The sequence below is a fragment of the Capnocytophaga sp. oral taxon 903 genome (genome assembly GCF_013394785.1).
In the GTDB taxonomy this organism is placed as follows: domain Bacteria; phylum Bacteroidota; class Bacteroidia; order Flavobacteriales; family Flavobacteriaceae; genus Capnocytophaga; species Capnocytophaga ochracea.
On sequence record NZ_JABXYW010000002.1, the window covers coordinates 2,109,778 to 2,132,310 of the forward strand.

15 protein-coding genes, 2 tRNA genes and 1 rRNA gene are annotated in these 22,533 nt (G+C 39.5%); 9 read left to right on the forward strand and 9 right to left on the reverse strand.

The genetic code is table 11. The features are described 5' to 3' along the window. Positions 1–27 precede the first annotated feature (27 nt). Both HW279_RS08770 and HW279_RS08775 read right to left on the reverse strand, forming a co-directional pair. The gene (locus HW279_RS08770) at positions 28–573 is read right to left on the reverse strand and encodes a hypothetical protein (RefSeq protein ID WP_009418708.1); all 546 of its coding nucleotides are present in this window, start codon (positions 571–573) and stop codon (positions 28–30) included. Next, positions 573–2,108 carry a helicase HerA-like domain-containing protein gene (locus HW279_RS08775; protein ID WP_009411808.1) on the reverse strand — a complete coding sequence of 512 codons (1,536 nt, stop codon included), beginning with the start codon at positions 2,106–2,108 and terminating at the stop codon, positions 573–575. Before HW279_RS08775 ends, HW279_RS08770 begins: the two co-directional genes overlap by 1 nt. A 523-nt stretch (positions 2,109–2,631) precedes the next feature. Between HW279_RS08775 and murB the strand changes: the two genes are divergently transcribed. Further along, positions 2,632–3,615, forward strand: a complete 984-nt coding sequence (murB, locus tag HW279_RS08780; protein WP_178958699.1) for a UDP-N-acetylmuramate dehydrogenase — start codon at positions 2,632–2,634, stop codon at positions 3,613–3,615. 83 nt (positions 3,616–3,698) lie between these two features. Further along, positions 3,699–4,706 (forward strand): aldose epimerase family protein, encoded by a 1,008-nt coding sequence (locus HW279_RS08785; protein ID WP_178958700.1) that lies wholly within the window; start codon positions 3,699–3,701, stop codon positions 4,704–4,706. Positions 4,707–4,784: 78 nt separating this feature from the next. Here the strand turns inward: HW279_RS08785 and HW279_RS08790 are convergent, their stop codons facing one another. The 7 genes from HW279_RS08790 to clpB all read right to left on the reverse strand — a co-directional run bounded on the left by HW279_RS08790 (position 4,785) and on the right by clpB (position 14,195). Then, a complete protein-coding gene (locus HW279_RS08790) occupies positions 4,785–5,843 on the reverse strand; it encodes a nucleoid-associated protein (protein WP_009418343.1) in 1,059 nt (352 codons plus the stop codon). 30 nt (positions 5,844–5,873) lie between these two features. Further along, entirely contained in the window at positions 5,874–6,383 is a 510-nt protein-coding gene (locus tag HW279_RS08795) for an IS1096 element passenger TnpR family protein (RefSeq protein WP_178958701.1), read from the reverse strand. Between the two features lie 108 nt (positions 6,384–6,491). Then, positions 6,492–7,622: a peptidylprolyl isomerase gene (locus tag HW279_RS08800; protein WP_178958702.1), complete on the reverse strand. Its 1,131-nt coding sequence runs from the start codon at positions 7,620–7,622 to the stop codon at positions 6,492–6,494. A gap of 25 nt (positions 7,623–7,647) precedes the next feature. Further along, entirely contained in the window at positions 7,648–8,220 is a 573-nt protein-coding gene (gldI, locus tag HW279_RS08805) for a gliding motility-associated peptidyl-prolyl isomerase GldI (RefSeq protein WP_178958703.1), read from the reverse strand. 6 nt (positions 8,221–8,226) lie between these two features. Next, positions 8,227–9,234, reverse strand: a complete 1,008-nt coding sequence (locus HW279_RS08810; RefSeq protein WP_178958704.1) for a DHH family phosphoesterase — start codon at positions 9,232–9,234, stop codon at positions 8,227–8,229. A gap of 354 nt (positions 9,235–9,588) precedes the next feature. Continuing rightward, on the reverse strand, positions 9,589–11,493 hold the full coding sequence (gene dnaK, locus HW279_RS08815; RefSeq protein ID WP_178958705.1) for a molecular chaperone DnaK: 1,905 nt from the start codon (positions 11,491–11,493) through the stop codon (positions 9,589–9,591). A 113-nt stretch (positions 11,494–11,606) separates the two neighbouring features. Then, positions 11,607–14,195, reverse strand: coding sequence for an ATP-dependent chaperone ClpB (clpB, locus tag HW279_RS08820; RefSeq protein WP_178958706.1), 2,589 nt, complete (start codon positions 14,193–14,195; stop codon positions 11,607–11,609). A 912-nt stretch (positions 14,196–15,107) separates the two neighbouring features. Here clpB and purE point away from each other — a divergent pair. From purE to HW279_RS08855, 7 genes are all read left to right on the forward strand, one after another. Beyond that, positions 15,108–15,593: a 5-(carboxyamino)imidazole ribonucleotide mutase gene (gene purE / locus HW279_RS08825; protein WP_178958707.1), complete on the forward strand. Its 486-nt coding sequence runs from the start codon at positions 15,108–15,110 to the stop codon at positions 15,591–15,593. After that, positions 15,586–17,133, forward strand: coding sequence for a glutamine-hydrolyzing GMP synthase (gene guaA, locus HW279_RS08830; protein ID WP_178958708.1), 1,548 nt, complete (start codon positions 15,586–15,588; stop codon positions 17,131–17,133). Before purE ends, guaA begins: the two co-directional genes overlap by 8 nt. Positions 17,134–17,193: 60 nt before the next feature. After that, positions 17,194–19,122: a LysM peptidoglycan-binding domain-containing protein gene (locus HW279_RS08835; RefSeq protein ID WP_178958709.1), complete on the forward strand. Its 1,929-nt coding sequence runs from the start codon at positions 17,194–17,196 to the stop codon at positions 19,120–19,122. 19 nt (positions 19,123–19,141) lie between these two features. After that, positions 19,142–20,131: an aspartate-semialdehyde dehydrogenase gene (locus HW279_RS08840; protein ID WP_009411842.1), complete on the forward strand. Its 990-nt coding sequence runs from the start codon at positions 19,142–19,144 to the stop codon at positions 20,129–20,131. 333 nt (positions 20,132–20,464) lie between these two features. Further along, positions 20,465–21,980: ribosomal RNA gene (locus HW279_RS08845) — 16S ribosomal RNA — on the forward strand. Positions 21,981–22,122: 142 nt separating this feature from the next. Continuing rightward, positions 22,123–22,196 (forward strand) — tRNA-Ile (locus HW279_RS08850). 71 nt (positions 22,197–22,267) lie between these two features. Next, positions 22,268–22,341: transfer RNA gene (locus tag HW279_RS08855), tRNA-Ala, on the forward strand. Positions 22,342–22,533 lie beyond the last annotated feature (192 nt).

Genomic DNA, 22,533 nt, shown 5'->3' on the forward strand with positions numbered 1-22,533 from the left:
ATAAATAATTATTAATCTTCGTTCAACTTAAAAATTAACTGTAATACGAGCGATTTTGGCACTTTCCTCAATATCTCCTTCTGAGATATTATCGGTAAGGTCAAAAGCTGTTTTAAGAGCCGATTTGTCGAAAGTAAAGTAGTAATTCTTTCCTTTTGGAGTAACCATTACGCTACTGATAGAGGGCTCAATTTCTAAATCGGGGTATTTGCTCTTTACGTCTTTAAAAGTACTCTGTAACGAAATCCCTTTTTCGGTAGCGTATTTATCGCACAATATCAATACACTTTCTACTATTTTATCCCCCTTATCATTGGTAGTGGGAGTAATTTCAAGAAGCTCTTTACCTTCTTTGTCTAAAATAGTAATGCGCTCAGCACTTGCATAACGCAACTCTCCTTCCATAGTCGAGTTTACTATAGAGTCCTTAGCAAAGATAGAATCTAACTTTTGTATGGGAGTGTCTTTTTGGAGCACTCCTACACTGTTATTAGTGATGAGGAACTCATTCTTTTTATTGTTACACGCCACAATAGTTAAAAGAACAGTAATGATGATAAAGTATTTTTTCATTATTTCTTGATAATTTTATTTAATATTCCTAAAACTCCTCTTACGAACGATGCACTTGTAACCATTTTTATCAAAGGATTAGTACCCGAACGCTTAGTAGTGGTTTTTTGTGTAGTGGGCTTAGGAGCAGAAGCTTTTTCGGCTTCCTTAGCTTCTTTTTGCTTCTCTTCCTCTTTCCGCACGTCCTCTATTTTCTTATTCAAGATTTCATAAGCACTTTCACGGTCGATAACTTCGTTGTATTTGCGCACTAACTCCGAACGCCCTACCAACGCTTCAATTTCACTATCACTAAGGATATCCATTCTACTCATTGGTGCGCGCATCATTGTGTCTACCAATGGAGTAGGTATTCCTTTTTCGTTCAGTACTGTTACGAGTGCTTCTCCTGTTCCTAAGGAAGTAAGCGTATCGGTAGTGTCGTAAAATTCTGATGAAGGATAGTTCTCTGCAATCAGCTTAATGGCTTTACGGTCTTTAGCAGTAAAAGCACGCAGAGCGTGTTGTACCTTCATACCCAGCTGAGAAAGTATCGCATCGGGGATATCGGTAGGGTTTTGAGTACAGAAAATAAGCCCCACACCTTTTGAACGTATGAGCTTTACAATGTTCTCTAATTGGTTGAGAAGCGTTTTGGAAGCCTCATTGAAAATAAGGTGCGCTTCGTCGATAAAGATAACCAACTTAGGTTTCGACATATCGCCTTCTTCGGGGAAAGTAGTGTAAATTTCAGCCAAAAGACTCAACATAAAGGTCGAGAACATCTTAGGACGGTCTTGAATGTCCGTAAGGCGAATGATGTTTACATAACCTTCGCCCTGTGCATTGGTTCTCATTAAGTCAGCTGGTTCAAAACTGCGCTCGCCGAAGAAAAGCTCAGCACCTTGATGCTCTAATTCCACAATTTTACGCAAGATAGCACTTGTTGAGGACTTAGAAACCGCTCCGTACTCTTTCTCGAAGTCGGTCTTTCCTTCATCAGTGGCATATTGAAGTATTTTCTTTAAATCTTTTAGGTCTAACAAGGGTAGTGCGTGGTCATCGCAGTATTTGAAAACCACTGCCAAAACACCTTCTTGCACATCGCTTAGGTCTAAGATGCGTGAAAGTAACACAGAGCCAAATTCTGATACAGTAGCACGCATACGCACACCCTTTTGCTCCGAAATGGTCAGTAGTTCGGTGGGGAATGCCTGTGGTTGAAAGTCTAAGCCTATCTTACCTAAACGCTCTAAGATAAAAGGCTTTACTTCACCAGATTCAGCAATACCACTGAGGTCACCTTTCAAGTCCATTAGCAATACAGGAACACCTTTTTTAGAAAGGTTTTCGGCGATAACTTGCAGAGTTTTAGTTTTACCTGTACCCGTAGCTCCTGCGATAAGCCCGTGGCGGTTAAGTGTTTTTAAAGGTAAATTTACCAATACGTTTTCAATAGGTTGCCCTTCGTAGATAGCCCCTCCTAAGGTAATGTAATCACCTTTAAAGGAGTATCCAGCGAGCATTGTTTCTTTAAAAGAATCTATTTTAGCCATTTGTTATTAGTTTTAAACTGTTAGTAGTGTTTTACTTATTCGATAGGTAGTTGGCATTTTCAAGGCACAAAGGTAGAAAAAAAAGTTGAAAACCCAAAATTTATTAGGTAACAAATTTATTTTTAGTGTAATAAAAAGGTTTGTTAATAACCTTATGAGGTTTACAGACTAAGAGCAAATAACGGTCTTTCCTTTCGTTTTACGTCGCTTTATTTCCCTCAAAACTACGGTTTTTCATTAACTCTTAACTCCTCATTTTAAATTATTTACATAGCTATTGTATACCAATCGTCCAAGATTCGTATAAGCTTCCTATAAGCTTCCTATAAGCTAAGCATACCCTCCTAATAACCTTTTTTCACCAAAATTCCCTTCAACCATCTTCCGAACCTCTCCGTTATATTCCGTTTCTTCGTGACCCTACTACTAAGCCATCAATCTCCATTTGCTAATTTACTAATTTTTCACATTTGCTAATTCATTTTTTTTGCATACCTTTGCACTTGTAAGTAGACCGTAAGTTATGCAAATACCTAACACTTTTAACCTTAAAGTTCAAGCTGAAAAATATATTCCTATCCATAGCGAGAAGGAACTCATCAGTGCGTTACAAGAGTATCACAATCCATTTGTTTTAGGGGGTGGAAGCAATATGCTTCTCACTAAAAATATTACGCAACCTGTGTTTCACATTTTGCTTAAAGGCATTAGTACTGTAAAAGAAACTGATGAATACATATGGCTTAAAGCACAAGCAGGAGAGAATTGGCACCAATTTGTGCGTTATACTTTACAACAGGGCTATGGCGGACTTGAAAATCTTTCACTGATCTACGGCAATGTAGGTACTACTCCTGTACAGAACATAGGGGCTTATGGGGTGGAAATAAAAGATGTGATGGAGAGTTGTGAGACTATTGAGGTTCATACACTGCAAAAACGCATATTCACAAATGCAGAATGTGCTTTTGCTTATCGAGAATCTATTTTTAAGGGGAAAGAGAAGGGCAATTACATCATTACTTCGGTTACTTTTAAACTTACTAAAAAAAACCACCAATTGCACACGCAATACGGAGCTATTCAGCAAGTCCTTTCAGAGCGAGGAATTACCAAACCTACCCCCGAAGAGTTGTCCGATGCGATTATTACCATTCGCGAAAGTAAATTGCCTAACCCTAATGTTTTGGGTAATTGTGGCAGTTTCTTTAAAAACCCAATTATTCTAAAAACTGATTACGAAAAGCTACAACAGCAATATCCTGAAATTCCTTGTTATCCAGTGAATGAAACCGAAGTGAAAGTGCCAGCAGGTTGGCTTATAGATCGCTCAGGACTCAAAGGTTATCGGAAAGGAGATGCAGGAGTGCACAAGCATCAAGCGTTGGTATTGGTAAATTATGGTGAAGCTACAGGTGAAGAAATTTTAGCAGTGGCTAATTACGTAAAAACTCAAGTGCAAGAAAAGTTTGGCATTGACTTGGAGTTTGAAGTGAATATATTTTAATGGATATACTTTATTTACATACAACTCAATCCAACTCTTGATTCGCATTATTTCAATATCTTTATCTAAAAAAATAATTATTGATGAAAAAAGAATATCATAAAGAAAAATTACAAACTATTGTACTTTCTAATAAGGGAGGTATGGAAGTAACTGTACTTAATTTTGGTGGTGTGATTAGCTCTATTAAAGTGCCTGTAAAGGGGAAAAAAGTAGAGTGTGTATTGGGCTTCGACACGTTTGAAGAGTACGTAAGTGAGGCTTACCGCAAAGAGTATCCGTATCTTGGTGCGATTATAGGGCGTAATGCAGGGCGTATAAAGTATGGAAAAGCTATTATCGATGGCAAGGAAATACAATTGAACTGCAATTTGGGAGAAAATCAAATACACGGAGGCTCAGTAGGCTTTGATAGTGTCTTTTGGGACGTAGTGGCAGTAAATAGGGGAGATGATAATTCTTCAGTAATCTTACAATATGTTTCTAAAGACGGCGAAGAGGGTTATCCAGGTGAGGTAACGGTGCGTGTAACCTATACGCTTACTTCCGATAACCGTTTGCGCATTGATTATCACGGCACCACCGATGCACCTACTATTTTAAATCTCACGCAGCATACGTATTTTAACCTCAATGAAAGCAATACCGATGTGCTTAACAATACCTTACAAATAAAAGCCGATAAGTACGTACCGTTAGAAGAAGGGTTCTTTACCCCTACAGGTGAACGCCCTCCTGTGGCTGGCACACGTTTGGATTACCGAAAAGGGCAAAAGGTATATGCTCATACTGATAACTCTTTTGTACGTGAGATTGCTCCTGAGGAAGTAATGGCTACACTTACTAACGGAGAAGGTTCATTGGCAATGGAAGTGCGTACCAATCACCCTGTGTTACATATCTATGCAGGATATTATTTACCTAAGTTGCAACCACCTCATCGCAAAACTATAGGGCAAAGCAGAGGGATTTGTTTTGAAGCACAAGGTTATGCCGATGCTACTAAACATCCACAGTTCGATAATGTAGTGTTAAGACCTAAAGAAGAATACAATTTCTTTACCGAATTTAAGTTTATACACCTTTCGTAGAAGGAATATAAGATACATAGAAACATAAAAAAAGAGTCTGTATTCAGACTCTTTTTTTATGCTATTGCCATTTAAAATCTAGCTTTTTTGTTCTTTATTGAAGTATACCAAATAGTAATACATTTGTTTTTCTTCGTCCCAACCTTTCTCAATAAACTTATCAGCTGATTCTGGATTGATAAAGTCCATACGTATCTGGATATTAGTGTCTAAATCAATCACATTTTTAATTTTTTTGCGTACGTCCGATACAGCCTTATTAACAATCGGAAAGGTTGATACATCTTCTATTTGGTACTTAGGTCCTTTCTCTACTTTGTAGTGCTTAAACTCTGGTATCAATTCAGGATTTTCAAACACTTCATTCATAAACGAGGTTTCTTCAAAATCATCATTCTTAGCGAAGTAATTAATCGCACGGTTCATAAATAAAACCTCTTCTTTTTTATCTTCAGCAGGCAAGATTACATCTTTGGCAAAGTCTTGGCTGAATTTTAAGTACTTTTTAGTATAGAAATTATCGTCTATTAACGCATCGACATTTAGAAAGTTCTCCAACCAATACTTAGTGTCATAACGATTGCTGTCGATGGAAAGTATTTTGTATCCGTCCTCTTTATTCACATTAAAGATAATACAACCTTTATCCAATCGGTGAATGTTCACTCCCTCTTGGATAATCATCTCCAACTGGTTAGCCTGTTCTTCAAACTGCAAAAAGCTGTTCCTCATCTCCGATTTGAAGATACCTACTGCTTTTACCTTTTCATTATCTAAATAACTATCGTGAAGAAGCGCTACATACACCTCTCCGCTTTTGATATGTGGGTGATTAGACTGATTGTACAAGTGTTGCGCAATCTTCTTAGATTGCTCGTGAATAGAGCTCTCGTCCTCAAAAATAGGAGTTACCAGCTGGTAAAGTTCATTGAACTCAACATCGGTATCGTGTACTAAGTGAAAGTAGTTTTCTTCTTTTTCACGGAAAGGTTTAAAGAAGTATTCTTTCAGCAGCCCTATAATCTCATCGTTTAGTGCATAAGGTTTTTCTGAAAGAAATAGAGGTTCTCCTTTGCTTAGATTACCTACCCTGTGAATAGAAAGTGTTTCAATGTTTGTTGTATATAAATTTAGCATAGTTACTTGTTATCTGTTACTATTACGTAATTAGTAGTATTCTTCTTCACTGAAACTTCCATAATCGTCTTCGTCGAGGTCAAAATCGTTAAATTCATCTTCAAACTCATCAAAATCATCAGCTACGAATGATTTCTCGGGAGCTTCAGCAGGAATAGAACCGTGAGCGTATATCAAAGCAGGATAAGAGGCGCCTGTTTCTTCTTCATCAATCTCTACTAATTCTACGAAGAACGTCCACATCGACATAAAGTCGTATACGTACAACAGTTTAGGATCTTCTTCACTTACTACCGATTCGATGGTTGTCTCTTCCATCAAGCGCATTTCTCCACTTTCTGATACATCAAAAAGGGTGATTTCCTCTCCCTGATTCCAATCCTCGTCGGTAAGATAGAAAGAAGCCATTTCGTCACCAGCAAAGCCAAATGATTGGTTGATTACATTGTGTAAATCTTCCAAAGTAGCTTCTCCTTGAATGATAATATCTCTAAAAACGTCTTCTTTAACGTCGAGTATCACTCTGAATTTGTATACCATTTTTAGTTTTTAGTTATTTTAGTTGTTAGTAAAAAACTTTGTCAAAGGTCTTAGCACGACAGACTGTTAGAGACTTTGACAAAGTTTGTATATCCTTATTTTTTATACTTATTTAGCTATATCTGTAATTTCAATATCGAAAATAAGATCGCTATTAGGTGGAATCACATCGCCAGCACCTCTTTCGCCATACCCTAAAGCAGCAGGAATAAATACGCGTATTTTATCACCTACTTTCATTGTAAGCAAAGCATCTCTGAAGCCTGGTATAAGTTGCGCAGAAGTGTTATAAGGCATAGGGAAGGCTTGGTATCCTCCTTGTTGTTCACGTAATGAGTTGTACTTACCGTAAGCCTCTTCAATTTCTTTTACGTTAGAATCGAAAAGGGTTCCGTTTTTCAAATAACCTGCGTAGTTTACCATTACTTGATGTGTGTGATTAGGTTGTTTGCCTTTGCCATCAACTAACTTAAAGATTTTTACTCCTGAAGGAAGTGCTTTAGCTTGTGGTTCCTGTACTTTTACTTCTTCTAAAAACTTAGCGGAAGCGGCTTTCGTCTTAGCTTCTTTTTCTCGCTCTCTCTTGTTGATTTCTTTGAAGTAATCTTCAAAAACTTTTACAGCATTGAAATTTTTAGCATCTTTACCATTGGCAATAATAGTAATCTTATTGATTTTGATATCCTTTTCAGGCTTGTCGTTCATTACTGTTTTAGTATTAGCAATAGCATCTATTACTTCTAAACCTTTCACCGTTTCGCCGAATACTGTGTGGCGACCATCTAAATGAGGAGTAGGCACTTGGGTAATAAAAAACTGACTGCCATTGGTAGCTGGACCTGCGTTTGCCATAGACAAGATTCCTTTTTTATCGTGTCTTAAAGTAGGCACTATCTCATCTTCAAATCGGTAACCGGGTTCTCCCATTCCGGTGCCGGTAGGGTCACCTCCTTGTATCATAAAATCCTTGATTACTCGGTGGAAAATTGTTCCGTTGTAAAACGGTTTACCTTTGTATTCAGCTTTTACGAAAGTGTTTTTACCTTCTGCCAAAGTAACAAAGTTGGCTACTGTTACAGGAGTTTCTTTGTAGTTTAGTTTTACAATAATATTTCCTTGAGTAGTTTCAATATCCGCAAATAAGCCATCGCCTAAATCTTTATAGGCTTTCTTTTGCGAATTGCAACTGAAAAATACAAACATTGCAGAAAGCAATGCGATAAAATTGAGTCGTCTCATATATAAAATTAATTAAAATTTCTACTTATTCAGGTCGTGGTTCTATTTTCTCTTTGTTCTTTTCAATTTTAAAAACCTCTATCTTGGCAATAATAGGCTGGTTGAAAGTTATTTTATCTTTATCACCACGATAACCATAGGCTACACTCGAGGGGAAAAAGAAAACACCACTTTCTTTCTCTTTTAACAATTTTAGTGCTGAACGCAACCCTTGGAATACCTCTTCTTTATCTACATTATACTTATAATCACCATCGGGTTTCTCTTGGTAGAGTTCGTTACCCCGCAAATCCGAAAGACTGTAATCATAGGTTACGATATCGCCAAACTGTGCTGTGTAGTCAGCATTAGGATTTTGGTTTAGGTAATAGAATTTAAAACCGTGTTGTGAATCTATAAAGGTGTGGAGTGTATCTTTTTTGATAATAGAATCAATAAGAGCTTCTTCTGAAGCTAATAGCGCTTTGTTTTTCTTAGCCGATTCCTTTAAAAAGGTACTTGTTTTCTTGGTTACAGGGTGGCGTGCTTGTCGGTCGGCACAGCTTATGAAAACTATGCCAGCTACCATTATTATTGCTATTTTTTTGAGTATATTCATTGTATTTTAAATATTCTTGTGAATAAAATCTGGCAAAACTTGTTTAAAATAAGTTACTGCTTCTTCCATTGTACCGTCAAATCTACCTCCTGCAGCATTGATGTGTCCTCCGCCGTTGAAATATTTGCGTGCAAACAGATTTACATCGTTATTACCTTTGGAACGCAACGACATTTTTATAAAATCGCCTTCTTGAATGAAGATTACTGCCAGCTTAGTGTTCTTAATGGTAAGCCCATAATTTACGAAACCGTCAGTATCTCCTTTTTGGCAGTCGTATTGTTGTAGTTCCTCGGAACTAAGCGTTGTGTAAGCCGTGTCGTACTCTTTTAAATACGTCATATTTTTCAGAACTACACTCAGTAATTGCAATTTGTTAAATGAATTATTATCAAACACATTACTGTTAATCTGATTGTTTTTAGCTCCTTTTTCGATAAGAAAAGCAGCTATTTTTAGCGTATTGCTAGTAGTGGTGGGGTATTTAAAATTTCCCGTATCGGTCATTATTCCTGTGTACAAACAAGTAGCTATTTCTCTATCTATTTGGTTTTTATCGCCCATTGCATTAATAAACGAATATACCATTGCGCAGGTAGAGCTGGCATTGGGGTTAGAGAAAGTTACTTTGGCATAAGCCTCAGGCGCCTGATGATGGTCAATCATCACAAATGTAGCTGCCGAGCTTTCTAATAAAGGTGTGAGTCCATCAGCGCGTTTAAGCGAATTGAAATCAAGCGTAAAGATGAGCGTAGAGTTTTCTATCTGTTTTTTTGCCCTTTCAGGAGCATTGTCATAGATGAGAATCTCATCGGCTGAGGGTAACCATTTTAAATAATCAGGAAAATCATTGGGCGACACCACCGTTACATCTTGGTGCAATTGCTTTAAATACAAGTATAGCCCCAAGCAACTCCCTATGGCATCTCCATCAGGGCTTTTGTGAGGAATAATACTTATTTTCAGCTGTTTTTTAAGTAGTAGCTTAACGTTTTCTATATCATATATATTCATAGGGTGCGAAAGTACGACATTAATTTGTTCTTAAAATTTTTCAGATATGAAAAATTTTAAAATTGAAAAAGAAATGATTAATTTGCAGGACAAAAGTAGTAATTAATTTTTAATGACAAAAAAATAATTTTGTTTTTTAATGGATATTCGTTGATAATGAACTCTTAGCGATAATAAGTAATTATCAATTGATGATAAAAAGAAATGGAGTGGGGGATAGGATTATTGCAGAATTGCAAGAATATTACACGAATAAAACTATTATATAGTATTTTTTCTGCAAAAGCTATATAAAGAACCCCACCTAATTATTTATTAGGTGGGGCTGTTATTCTTGCCTGCGGAGGCTCTCCGCTATTTTACTTCTTCGAAATCTACGTCTTGAACATTGTCTGTATTGACGTCTTGTGCTCCACCAGTGTTAGGTTGCTCTTGTGCGGTAGAGCTACCGCCTCCCTGTTGGGCTTTGTAGATGTCCTCAGAGGCTTGTTGCCAAGCAGTATTGATTTTGCTCAAAGCAGTTTCAATAGTGCTGAGGTCTTTGCCTTCGTAAGCTGTTTTAAGTTCGCTAAGAGCAGTCTCAATAGCGCCTTTCTTGTCGGCTGGAATTTTATCGCCAAACTCTTTGAGTTGTTTTTCAGTTTGGAAAATCATCGCATCAGCTTCGTTGAGTTTATCTACTTTTTCTTTGGCTTTCTTATCAGCTTCGGCATTGGCTTCGGCTTCGCGTTTCATCTTCTCGATATCTTCTTTTGAGAGTCCAGAAGATGCTTCTATACGGATATTGTGAGACTTGCCTGTACCTTTATCAGTTGCCGATACGTTGATGATACCGTTAGCATCGATATCGAAGGTAACCTCAATTTGTGGTACGCCACGTGGGGCAGGTGGAATGTCATCTAAGTGGAAACGACCGATAGTCTTGTTGTCGTTTGCCATAGGTCTCTCACCTTGCAATACGTGAATTTCCACACTCGGCTGATTGTCGGCAGCAGTTGAGAACACTTGCGATTTTTTAGTAGGGATAGTGGTATTGGCTTCTATCAGTTTAGTCATCACACCTCCCATAGTTTCGATACCCAAAGAAAGAGGAGTAACGTCCAAAAGCAATACATCTTTCACATCACCAGTAAGTACGCCCCCTTGAATAGCGGCTCCAATGGCTACTACCTCATCAGGGTTTACGCTCTTATTAGGTTTTTTACCAAAGAATTTTTCAACGGCTTCTTGTACGGCAGGAATACGAGTAGACCCACCTACTAAGATTACTTCGTTGATATCACTTACGCTGAGACCTGCATTTTCTAACGCTTTTTTGCAAGGTTCAATTGTGCGTTTTACTAGGTCGTCGATGAGTTGTTCGAATTTAGCACGGCTGAGCTTGCGCACCAAGTGTTTAGGACCTGAAGCTGTAGCAGTGATATAAGGCAAATTGATTTCGGTTTCAGTAGTTGAAGAAAGTTCAATCTTAGCCTTTTCAGCAGCTTCTTTAAGACGTTGTAACGCCATAGGGTCTTTACGAAGGTCGATTTGTTCTTCTTTTTCAAACTCTTCAGCCAACCAGTTGATGATTTTTTCATCTACATCATCACCTCCTAAGTGGGTATCACCATCAGTAGCGAGTACTTCAAACACGCCGTCGCCAAGTTCCAAGATAGACACATCGTGAGTACCACCACCAAAGTCGAATACAACAATCTTATGGTCGCTATGGTCTTTATCCAAGCCATAAGCCAATGCAGCGGCAGTAGGTTCGTTGATGATACGTTCTACTTTTAAGCCTGCGATTTCACCTGCTTCTTTAGTAGCTTGACGTTGAGCGTCGTTAAAGTAAGCTGGTACAGTAATTACCGCGCTTGTTACGGGTTGTCCTAAGAAGTCTTCTGCAGTTTTCTTCATCTTTTGAAGAATCATAGCTGAGATTTCTTGTGGAGTATACAAACGTCCGTCTATATCCACACGAGGAGTATCGTTGTCGCCACGTACTACTTTATAAGGTACACGAGCGATTTCTTTTTCCAATTCAGAAAACTTGTTCCCCATAAAACGCTTGATAGAATATACCGTGTTTTTAGGGTTGGTAACTGCCTGACGTTTAGCAGCGTCACCTACTTTTATTTCGCCACCTTCGGTAAAAGCTACCACTGAAGGGGTTGTGCGTTTACCTTCGGCATTGGTAATCACCACAGGGTCATTACCTTCCATTACAGAAACACAAGAGTTTGTGGTTCCTAAGTCAATACCTATAATCTTACTCATATTAATATTATCGTTTTTTTAAGTTCAACATTATTTTTGTAAGCCTTATGCTTACGTAGTTAGTAGCAGTCAATGATTGTGCCAAAGAGTTAAAAACTGACAAATTGTCATTTTTAACTATTCCTAAATACCAATTGGTTATCGAAAGCATCTAATAAGATGACAGCATCGCGTTGTACTGTGCCACTCAAAATTTCTTTAGAAAGCTTGTTAAGCACTTCTTTCTGAATGATACGTTTCACTGGACGAGCACCAAACTGAGGGTCAAAACCTTTTTGTGCTAAATAATCAATAGCTTCATCGGTAGCATCGAGCAAGATACCTTCTTTGGCAACCATACGGAACACTGATTGCAATTGCAAACGCACAATACTACGGATATCCTTGGCGTTGAGCGGTGTGAACATTATAATGTCGTCTATACGGTTCAAAAACTCAGGGCGTACAGTTTGTTTGAGGAGTTGTAACACCTCGTCACGTGACTCGTCGATAGCGCGCTCGGTATCCTTAGGATACTTCTCAAAAGTTTCTTGAATGATGTGGCTACCCATATTGGAGGTCATAATGATAATCGTATTCTTAAAGTCGGCGGTACGACCTTTGTTGTCAGTAAGCCTACCTTCGTCGAGTACTTGCAACAAGATGTTGAAAGTATCGGGGTGAGCTTTTTCGATTTCGTCTAAAAGGATTACAGAATACGGACGGCGACGCACAGCTTCAGTAAGCTGACCACCTTCGTCATAACCTACATATCCTGGAGGCGCACCTACTAATCGGCTAACAGCGTGTTTCTCTTGGTATTCACTCATATCTATACGCGTCATTGCATTTTCATCGTCGAATAGATATTCGGCTAAGGCTTTGGCAAGTTCGGTTTTACCTACCCCCGTAGTTCCTAAGAAAAGGAAAGAACCTATAGGACGACGTGGGTCTTGCAAACCAGCACGACTACGGCGTATGGCATCGGAAACAGCCTCGATGGCTTCTTCTTGACCTACTACACGGCGGTGCAATTCTTTTTCTAAGTTCAACAGCTTTTCGCGTTCGCCTTGTAACATTTTAGCTACAGGTATACCTGTCCATTTTGCTACTACTTCAGCGATGTCTTCGGCAGTTACTTCTTCTTTTACAAGAGCATTTTCGTGTGACTTGCTGTCTAAATTCTTTTGCAATTCCACTAACTTGTCTTCCGCTTCTTTGATTTTGCCATAACGCAATTCGGCTACTTTACCATAGTCGCCTTCACGTTCAGCTCTATCGGCTTCCAAACGGTATTTCTCAATAGCTTCCTTAGTGGTTTGCACTTCATCAATTACGCTTTTTTCACTCTGCCATTTAGCATTGATAGCGTTACGTTCTTCTTTAAGATTTGCCAAATCTACATATAGCATTTTGAGCTTATCCTCGTCTTTCTCACGTTTGATAGCCTCAATTTCTATTTCGAGTTGCATTATCTTGCGGTCGAGTACGTCTAACTCTTCGGGTTTAGAATTGATTTCCATACGGAGCTTGGCAGCTGCCTCGTCCATTAGGTCTATTGCCTTATCGGGTAAGAAACGATTAGTGATATAGCGTTCAGAAAGTTCTACTGCTGCGATAATCGCCTCGTCTTTGATACGTACTTTGTGGTGTGTTTCGTACTTTTCTTTGATACCACGCAATATTGAGATAGCACTTTCGGTATCAGGTTCGTCTACCATTACCTTTTGAAAACGACGTTCGAGAGCTTTGTCTTTTTCAAAGTACTTTTGGTACTCATCGAGAGTAGTGGCACCAATAGCACGAAGTTCACCACGCGCTAAGGCAGGTTTTAAAATATTAGCAGCGTCCATAGCACCTTCGCCTCCTCCTGCTCCCACAAGGGTATGGATTTCATCTATAAACAGAATGATATTGCCATCGGATGAGGTTACCTCTTTCACTACTGATTTGAGTCGTTCTTCAAACTCACCTTTGTACTTCGCACCTGCGATAAGGGCACCCATATCGAGGGAGTAAATCACCTTGTCTTTTAGGTTTTCAGGCACGTCACCTTTTACAATACGGTGTGCTAAGCCTTCGGCTATAGCCGTTTTACCTACCCCAGGTTCACCCACCAACATAGGGTTGTTCTTGGTACGACGTGAAAGAATTTGCAATACACGGCGTATTTCCTCATCACGACCAATCACAGGGTCGAGTTTCCCGCTATCAGCTAACTGATTGAGGTTTTTGGCGTATTTGTTGAGCGAATTATAAGTATCTTCAGCTGAAGCCGAAGTTACGCGTTCGCCTTTGCGCAATTCTTGAATGGCTTTCTCCAACTCTTTTTCACTCACACCTTGGTTTTTGAGGGCTTGGGCGATTTTACTGTTTGATTTGAAGATAGCCAATATAAGGTGTTCTAAGGATACATATTCGTCGTTCCATTTTTTAGCGATGTTAGCAGCTTCGTTGAGCATAGTGTTTGCTTCGCGTGAGAGCCCCATATCGCCACCGCTGACTTTGGCAAAGCCTTGCAAAGCAGTTTCTAACTGTTTATTTAATTGTTCGCGGTTGATATTCAATTTTTTGAATAGGAAAGGCAATACGTTCTCATCTACCTGCTCAATAGCTTTGAAGAAATGTTCGTTTTGCAATTCCTGGTGCCCATATTGTTGGGCAATTTGCTGAGCGGTTTGTACCGCTTCTTGTGCTTTGATAGTAAAGTTATTAAAATTCATATATTTTCAATTTAGTGTGTTCAACATTTTATGATTTGTTCACTCCCAATAGGGCAAGAGTTATGCCAACAGCTTTTAACTGACAAAAAGACAGTTTTTTAAAAGGATTTTTATACCAAATGTAATATTAAATAGAAATCTAAAAATAATTAACAATCTGATTATTATTTAATAATAACTACTTGATAAGAAATGTGTAACAAGTGACAAAATGTCGGTGACTAATTGAATCTCTGTTCATTAACGGTTAGGTGTTGATACCTATCTATTTTTGAGGCTAAAGAGTAATAGATCATCTGCTCTAAAACACTTACTGAAAATATGAGGTGGAATGAAAAAAGTTACTTGGCAGGTTGGAGAGTTCGGAAGATAACGGAGAGATTCGGAAGAGAAAATTTAGGTAAAAGGTAAAAAACAAGAGGTAAAGTAGCTGTTGAGAGGGTGGTGGTAGCTTATAGAGAGCTTATAGGAAGCTTATACGAATCTTGGAAGATAGATATAGAAAGGGTATATAAGTAGTTAATAATGAGGGGTTAAGAGTGAGTAGAAAAAAGAGATTTAAGCGGATTTAAAGTAGAAGAAAAACGAAAATAAGAGAAAGAAGTAATCTTTTTAAAAGGGGAGTGTGGCGATACAAAAATGTGAGATGAGCAAAGGTAAATAGAAAAATAAACATTCTTCAAGAGGAAAAAATATAGATAGCTATTAGGCTAAAAGACAAGGCTTACTAGAAGAAAGTACGAAGACGAATTTAATATTACAATACCCAAAATACTAATAATACCAAATTAATGACGAGTTGCGAATGGCGAATGACAAGGTTGCAGGGAAGTAGCACGGGGGAACAAAATATAAAGCCTTTATATTGCGAATTGATATTTTTTTGTACCTTTGCACCAAAATATAGACAAAATGAAAGTAGCTGTGGTAATGGGAAGCAAGAGTGATTTGCCTGTGATGCAGGGCGCTATTGATATCCTCAAGTCCTTTGGTATCACAACTGTGGTAGACATCGTATCGGCGCATCGCACGCCTGAAAAGCTGATGGAGTTCAGTAAGAACGCTCATAAAAAAGGCATTCAGGTAATTATTGCGGGAGCAGGAGGTGCAGCTCATTTACCTGGTATGGTCGCCTCGATGTCGCCTTTGCCTGTGATAGGTGTGCCGGTGAAAAGCAGTAACTCTATCGACGGTTGGGATTCTATCCTTTCTATCTTACAAATGCCTGGCGGAGTGCCTGTGGCTACCGTAGCTTTAAATGCTGCTAAGAACGCAGGTTTATTAGCCGTACAAATATTGGCAAGTGCCGACGCTGAGCTCTTGCAAAAAATGATTGATTATAAAGAAAATTTGAAACAAGCGGTGCTTACTGCCGCAGCAACCCTCGACGATGAATAAAGATACTTTTCAGGGCTCACGTCTTTTATTATTAGACTTTGGCTCGCAATACACCCAACTTATTGCACGCCGTGTGCGCGAATTGAACGTGTATTGCGAAATGCACCCCTACAACCATTTGCCTGAGAACTTAGAAGACTTCTCGGCAGTGATACTCTCAGGTTCGCCTTATTCGGTGCGTAGTGCAGAAGCCTTGCACCCAGACCTATCAGCACTGAAAGGTAAAAAGCCTCTTTTGGCAGTATGTTACGGAGCGCAGTATTTGGCACACTTTGGCGGTGGTGAAGTAGCCCCTTCGAACATACGAGAGTACGGGCGTGCTCACCTTACCTATATTAAGCCTAATGAACCTCTTTTTGAAGGGATTGCAGAAGGAAGTGTAGTGTGGATGAGCCATAGTGACACTATCAAACAATTGCCTACTGGGGCGGTTTGTTTGTCGAGTACTCCTGATGTAGTGAATGCGGCTTATCGCATAGAAGGAGAAGAAACCTACGCAATTCAGTTTCACCCCGAAGTGACCCACTCAGCCGATGGAATGAAGCTATTAGCTAACTTTCTTTTCAAAATAGCAAAACTTACCCCTAATTGGACGTCCGACAACTTTGTAGAGATGACGGTTGCCCAGCTAAAAGCACAAGTGGGTAATGAGAAAGTGATATTAGGCTTATCGGGAGGAGTAGACTCTACGGTAGCTGCTGTATTACTTAACAAAGCGATTGGCAAGCAATTACATTGTATTTTTGTAAATAATGGACTCTTGCGCAAAAACGAGTTCGAAAACGTACTGAAACAATATGAGGGTATGGGACTGAATGTGAAGGGTGTAGATGCCTCAGCGCGTTTCCTTACTGCCTTAGCAGGCAAAACCGACCCCGAGGAAAAACGCAAAACCATAGGGCGTGTTTTTATTGAAGTGTTTGATGGTGAAGCTCATAAAATTACTGATGCTCAATGGTTGGCGCAAGGCACTATTTATCCTGACGTGATTGAATCACTATCAGTAAAGGGACCTTCAGCGACTATCAAATCACATCATAATGTAGGAGGCTTACCCGACTATATGAAATTGAAAGTAGTAGAGCCTTTGCGTATGCTCTTCAAAGATGAAGTGCGAAGAGTAGGACGCAGTTTAGGCATCAGCGATGAACTATTAGGCAGACACCCTTTTCCAGGACCTGGATTGGCTATCCGCATTTTGGGAGATATCACTGCCGAAAAGGTAACTATTTTGCAAGAAGTAGATGCTATATTCATCAACGCTCTGAAAGAAAATAACCTATACGACAAAGTGTGGCAAGCAGGAGCTATTTTACTGCCTATCAACAGTGTGGGAGTAATGGGAGACGAACGTACCTACGAGCGTGTGGTAGCCTTGCGCGCTGTGGAAAGCATAGACGGTATGACGGCAGATTGGGTAGACTTACCTTATAAATTTCTGCAAAAAGTGTCTAACGATATTATCAATAAGGTGAAAGGCGTAAACCGTGTGGTGTACGATATCAGCAGTAAACCGCCTGCCACGATAGAATGGGAATAGACAATAAACAATTTTAGAATTATCAATTAACACTAAAAAATTAAATCATAAGACAATATTATGAAACAACTTTTTACATTAGCTTTGTTATTGTGCTTAGGAGTTGCCTATGCACAACCGCAAACGTACACAGCAAATAACTATGAAAGTATTGAAAATATAGCTAAGACCTATCGCTTTTCGCCCGCTGACATCTTAAAACTCAATCCAGGGCTTAAAGATGGAGTACAAAAGGGAATGACTATCAATATTCCTATCAGTAAAGTGAAGCATTACAATACCCAACGTCCTGTAGGGTTTACGACTCACTTGGTAAAAGGAGGTGAGACTTTCTTTGGTCTGTCGCAAAAATACAACATCACTATTGATGATTTAAAGCGTTATAATTTAGACCTCTATATAAGAGAGTTACAAGAGGGTGAGCGCATTACTATTCCGCTATTTAGCAAAACAGCTGAAATGGTACAGAAAAGCGTACAAGGACAAAAACGGTACGTAGTAAAGCCGCAAGAAACACTTTGGCGCATTGCTAAAAACCACAATGTGAGTGTAGAGGAATTGGAAAAGCTGAACAAAAACGAAAAAGGTTTCAACCCTAATAGTATAAGAGAAGGGCAAGAAATCTGGGTGCCAGCCTCTTCTACCGATAGTACAGAGCCTGAACCACCAGCTCGCCCTAATACTAAGAAAGAAGTGGTGCTTTACCTTGTGGAAAGAGGGGAAGGATTTTACAGCTTAGAACGTAAGTTTGGTTTATCGGAAGCTGAACTTGTGAAACTAAATCCTAGTCTTAAAGATGGATTAAAAAGCGATGCTCAAATATGGATACCCAAAGAGAATTACGAACACTATAAAAGTGCTTCGCAGAATAATACAGCAAACTACAACTTTCAGAATTCTAACAATACCTTGCGTTCAGCATCTTCACCAGCCAATGTGAAGGAGATATCTTATATTTTACCTTTTAAACTATCGGATGTCAGCACTGGGCAAGTTGCTATTATAAAATCTCGACTTACTGAAAACAAACTAACTCCTGTGGCTACCGATTTCTATTCAGGAGCTCTAATAGCTTTGGACTCTCTTCAAAAAATGGGATATAAGTTTAAAGTGAACGTATACGATAGTGAAGGTGACTTAAAGAAGATAGCTTCTAATGCCTCAGTACAGAACTCACAAGTGGTAATAGGTCCTTTTACCACCAAATCGTTTAATACTTTAGCGTCATTGGTTACAAGTAACAATACGATATTATTAGCTCCTTTATCTAATAAGAATATAACTCTCAATCCTAATGTGTATCAGACCTTACCGAACGATGAGGTGTTGCAAGCACAAATGATTGACTATCTTAACAAAAACTATTCAGATGAGAATATGATTATCTTAGCTGATAGCAAGAATAGTTCTTTGCGTGAGAAATTAGAGCGTTCATTCCCTAATGCTAAGGTAGTAACTGAAATGTCGGCTAATGGATTTGTTAATGCATTAAACTACAACAAGGAAAATGTGGTGTTATTACAGTCGAATGATATAGGTTACGTGTCGATGGCAGTGCGTTTGTTGCACAATGCGCTTAAATCTAAAAGGAACAATACCTTCCCTAAGATTATGTTGGCGACTGTGGATAGAGGTTCAGTATACGATTCTAATAATCTTTCTAACAACCAGCTATCCGATTTACGTTTTACTTATCCTACTGTAAATAAATATTCTAATGGTACAGATAGTTTTTCTGCGCGATATTTAAAGACTTATGGTATTCTACCTAATAAGTATGCTATTCGCGGGTTTGACCTTACTATGGATGCTGTATTGCGTTTGGGAGTATCGGGCAATCTTACTAGTGCCAATACACGTATAGGAGAGACTTCTTACTTAGAGAATAAATTTGCTTACCTAAAAAATTTCTATAAAGGTGGTGGCTATGAAAACCAAGGCGTATATATTGTACAGTATGACAATATGGAAGTAAAAGAATTAAAATAAAACAAAATTATAATTAAAAATGAGAGTAGCAGTAGTAGGCGTTACCGGAATGGTAGGTAACGTGATGTTAGAAGTACTTGCAGAACACAAATTTCCTGTAACCGAATTAATTCCCGTAGCATCAGAGAAGTCAGTAGGGAAGAAAATTACTTTTCAAGGAACTGAATATACTGTGATAGGCTTACAACAAGCCGTATCGCTCAAACCCGATTTAGCTCTTTTTTCAGCAGGAGCTACCGTCTCTAAAGAATGGGCACCTAAGTTTGCCCAAGTAGGGACAACAGTGGTAGATAACTCATCGGCGTGGCGTATGGACGACACTAAAAAGTTGGTAATTCCTGAAATCAATGCCGATGTGCTTACGAAAGACGATAAGATTATTGCAAACCCTAATTGTTCTACGATACAGATGCTCGTAGCTTTAGCTCCTTTACAAAAGAAATACGGTATCAAGCGTGTGGTAGTCTCTACTTACCAGTCGATTACAGGTACAGGAGTGAAAGCCGTACGCCAGTTAGAAAACGAATACAAAGGAGAAAAAGGCGAGATGGCTTATCATTACCCAATACACCGCAATGTGATTCCTCATTGTGACGTGTTTGAAGATAATGGTTATACCAAGGAAGAAATGAAATTGGTGCGTGAAACTAAAAAGATACTCCGAGACGATAGTATTGCAGTAACAGCTACAGCGGTGCGCATACCGGTAGTAGGCGGACATAGTGAAGCGGTGAATGTAGAATTGAAAAAAGATTTTAATATTGATGAAGTACGTGCGCTCTTAGCACAATCACCTGGAATTAAGGTACAGGATAATACTGATACGAATACTTACCCTATGCCACTGTACGCTCACGGCAAAGATGACGTATTTGTAGGACGTATCCGTCGCGATGAGTCGCAACCTAATACTCTTAACTTATGGGTAGTAGCTGATAACCTGCGCAAAGGAGCTGCTACTAATACCATACAGATTGCTGAGTATCTCATCGCACATAAACTGTTGTAGTAATGATGTATTTGAAAAGTATTAATGCTTAGAAAATATTAAAAAGTGTTACATTGATAATAAGAAAATAAAATATATAAAATTTTACAAATCTTATAATCAACCACTTACCAAAATACATAAAACTTTTTCAAAAAAAAGTATATAAAAATTTTGGAGGTAAAGAAAAAGGTTATACCTTTGCACCCGCAAAAGAGGAGAGTAGTGCCTTTGGAGCGGAAAGAACAACACGTACCTTGACATAATGTTGTACAGCACAAAGAAGATTTAAAGAATTGAGTGAAACCTGAAGTCAATAACTTAAGAATCGGTTAGAAGATATAAAAGATTTTAACGATGAAGAGTTTGATCCTGGCTCAGGATGAACGCTAGCGGCAGGCCTAACACATGCAAGTCGAGGGGGAAGTTACTTTCGGGTGACTGAGACCGGCGTACGGGTGCGTAACGCGTATACAATCTGCCTTTCACTGGGGGATAGCCCGAAGAAATTTGGATTAATACCCTATGGTATAAGAGCACGGCATCGTGCACTTATTAAAGCTACGGTGGTGAAAGATGAGTATGCGTTCTATTAGCTAGTTGGAGAGGTAACGGCTCCCCAAGGCTATGATAGATAGGGGTTCTGAGAGGGATGTCCCCCACACTGGTACTGAGATACGGACCAGACTCCTACGGGAGGCAGCAGTGAGGAATATTGGACAATGGTCGGAAGACTGATCCAGCCATGCCGCGTGCAGGATGACGGCCTTATGGGTTGTAAACTGCTTTTGTAAGGGAAGAATAAGGGCTACGCGTAGTTTGATGACGGTACCTTATGAATAAGCATCGGCTAACTCCGTGCCAGCAGCCGCGGTAATACGGAGGATGCGAGCGTTATCCGGAATCATTGGGTTTAAAGGGTCTGTAGGCGGGCTTGTAAGTCAGAGGTGAAAGCGCTTAGCTCAACTAAGCAACTGCCTTTGAAACTGTTGGTCTTGAATGGTTGTGAAGTAGTTGGAATGTGTAGTGTAGCGGTGAAATGCTTAGATATTACACAGAACACCGATAGCGAAGGCATATTACTAACAATTAATTGACGCTGATGGACGAAAGCGTGGGGAGCGAACAGGATTAGATACCCTGGTAGTCCACGCTGTAAACGATGGATACTAGCTGTTTGGAGTAATCTGAGTGGCTAAGCGAAAGTGATAAGTATCCCACCTGGGGAGTACGTTCGCAAGAATGAAACTCAAAGGAATTGACGGGGGCCCGCACAAGCGGTGGAGCATGTGGTTTAATTCGATGATACGCGAGGAACCTTACCAAGGTTTAAATGGGGACTGACAGGGGTAGAGATACCTTTTTCTTCGGACAGTTTTCAAGGTGCTGCATGGTTGTCGTCAGCTCGTGCCGTGAGGTGTCAGGTTAAGTCCTATAACGAGCGCAACCCCTGCCATTAGTTGCTAACGAGTTAAGTCGAGCCCTCTAATGGGACTGCCGGTGCAAACCGTGAGGAAGGTGGGGATGACGTCAAATCATCACGGCCCTTACATCTTGGGCTACACACGTGCTACAATGGCCGTTACAGAGAGCAGCCACTGCGTGAGCAGGCGCGAATCTATAAAGACGGTCACAGTTCGGATCGGAGTCTGCAACTCGACTCCGTGAAGCTGGAATCGCTAGTAATCGGATATCAGCCATGATCCGGTGAATACGTTCCCGGGCCTTGTACACACCGCCCGTCAAGCCATGGAAGCTGGGAGTACCTGAAGACGGTCACCGCGAGGAGCTGTTTAGGGTAAAACTAGTGACTGGGGCTAAGTCGTAACAAGGTAGCCGTACCGGAAGGTGCGGCTGGAACACCTCCTTTCTAGAGACGACCGATTTAATTAGCAAATTAGAAAATTTGGTAATTAGCAAATTGATAAAAAGGAGCCTCATTCTTTAAATCTTGCTGACAACAAAATAAAATTTGCAAATTTGCTAATTTACAAATTTGCTAATTAGAACAAAGTCTCATAGCTCAGCTGGTTAGAGCGCTACACTGATAATGTAGAGGTCGGCAGTTCGAGTCTGCCTGGGACTACAAAGCAGAGAAAAAAGAAGTTAGAGCTACGGGTGCTAACACCTAACCCCTAACCCCTAACACCTGAAAATGGGGAATTAGCTCAGCTGGCTAGAGCACCTGCCTTGCACGCAGGGGGTCAAGGGTTCGAATCCCTTATTCTCCACAACAGTTTCCCCACAAACACCCCTCCTTGGGAGGGGAAGGGGGAGGAAACCGTACATTGACATATTGGGATAAAGAGCATAAGAGATCAATAAGGATTTATTGATAATCTAACGAAAAAATATTAAAAAGAATCAAAGAGAACGAGAGGTACCTAGATAATTGTCAATTATCAATTGTTAATTGTCAATTG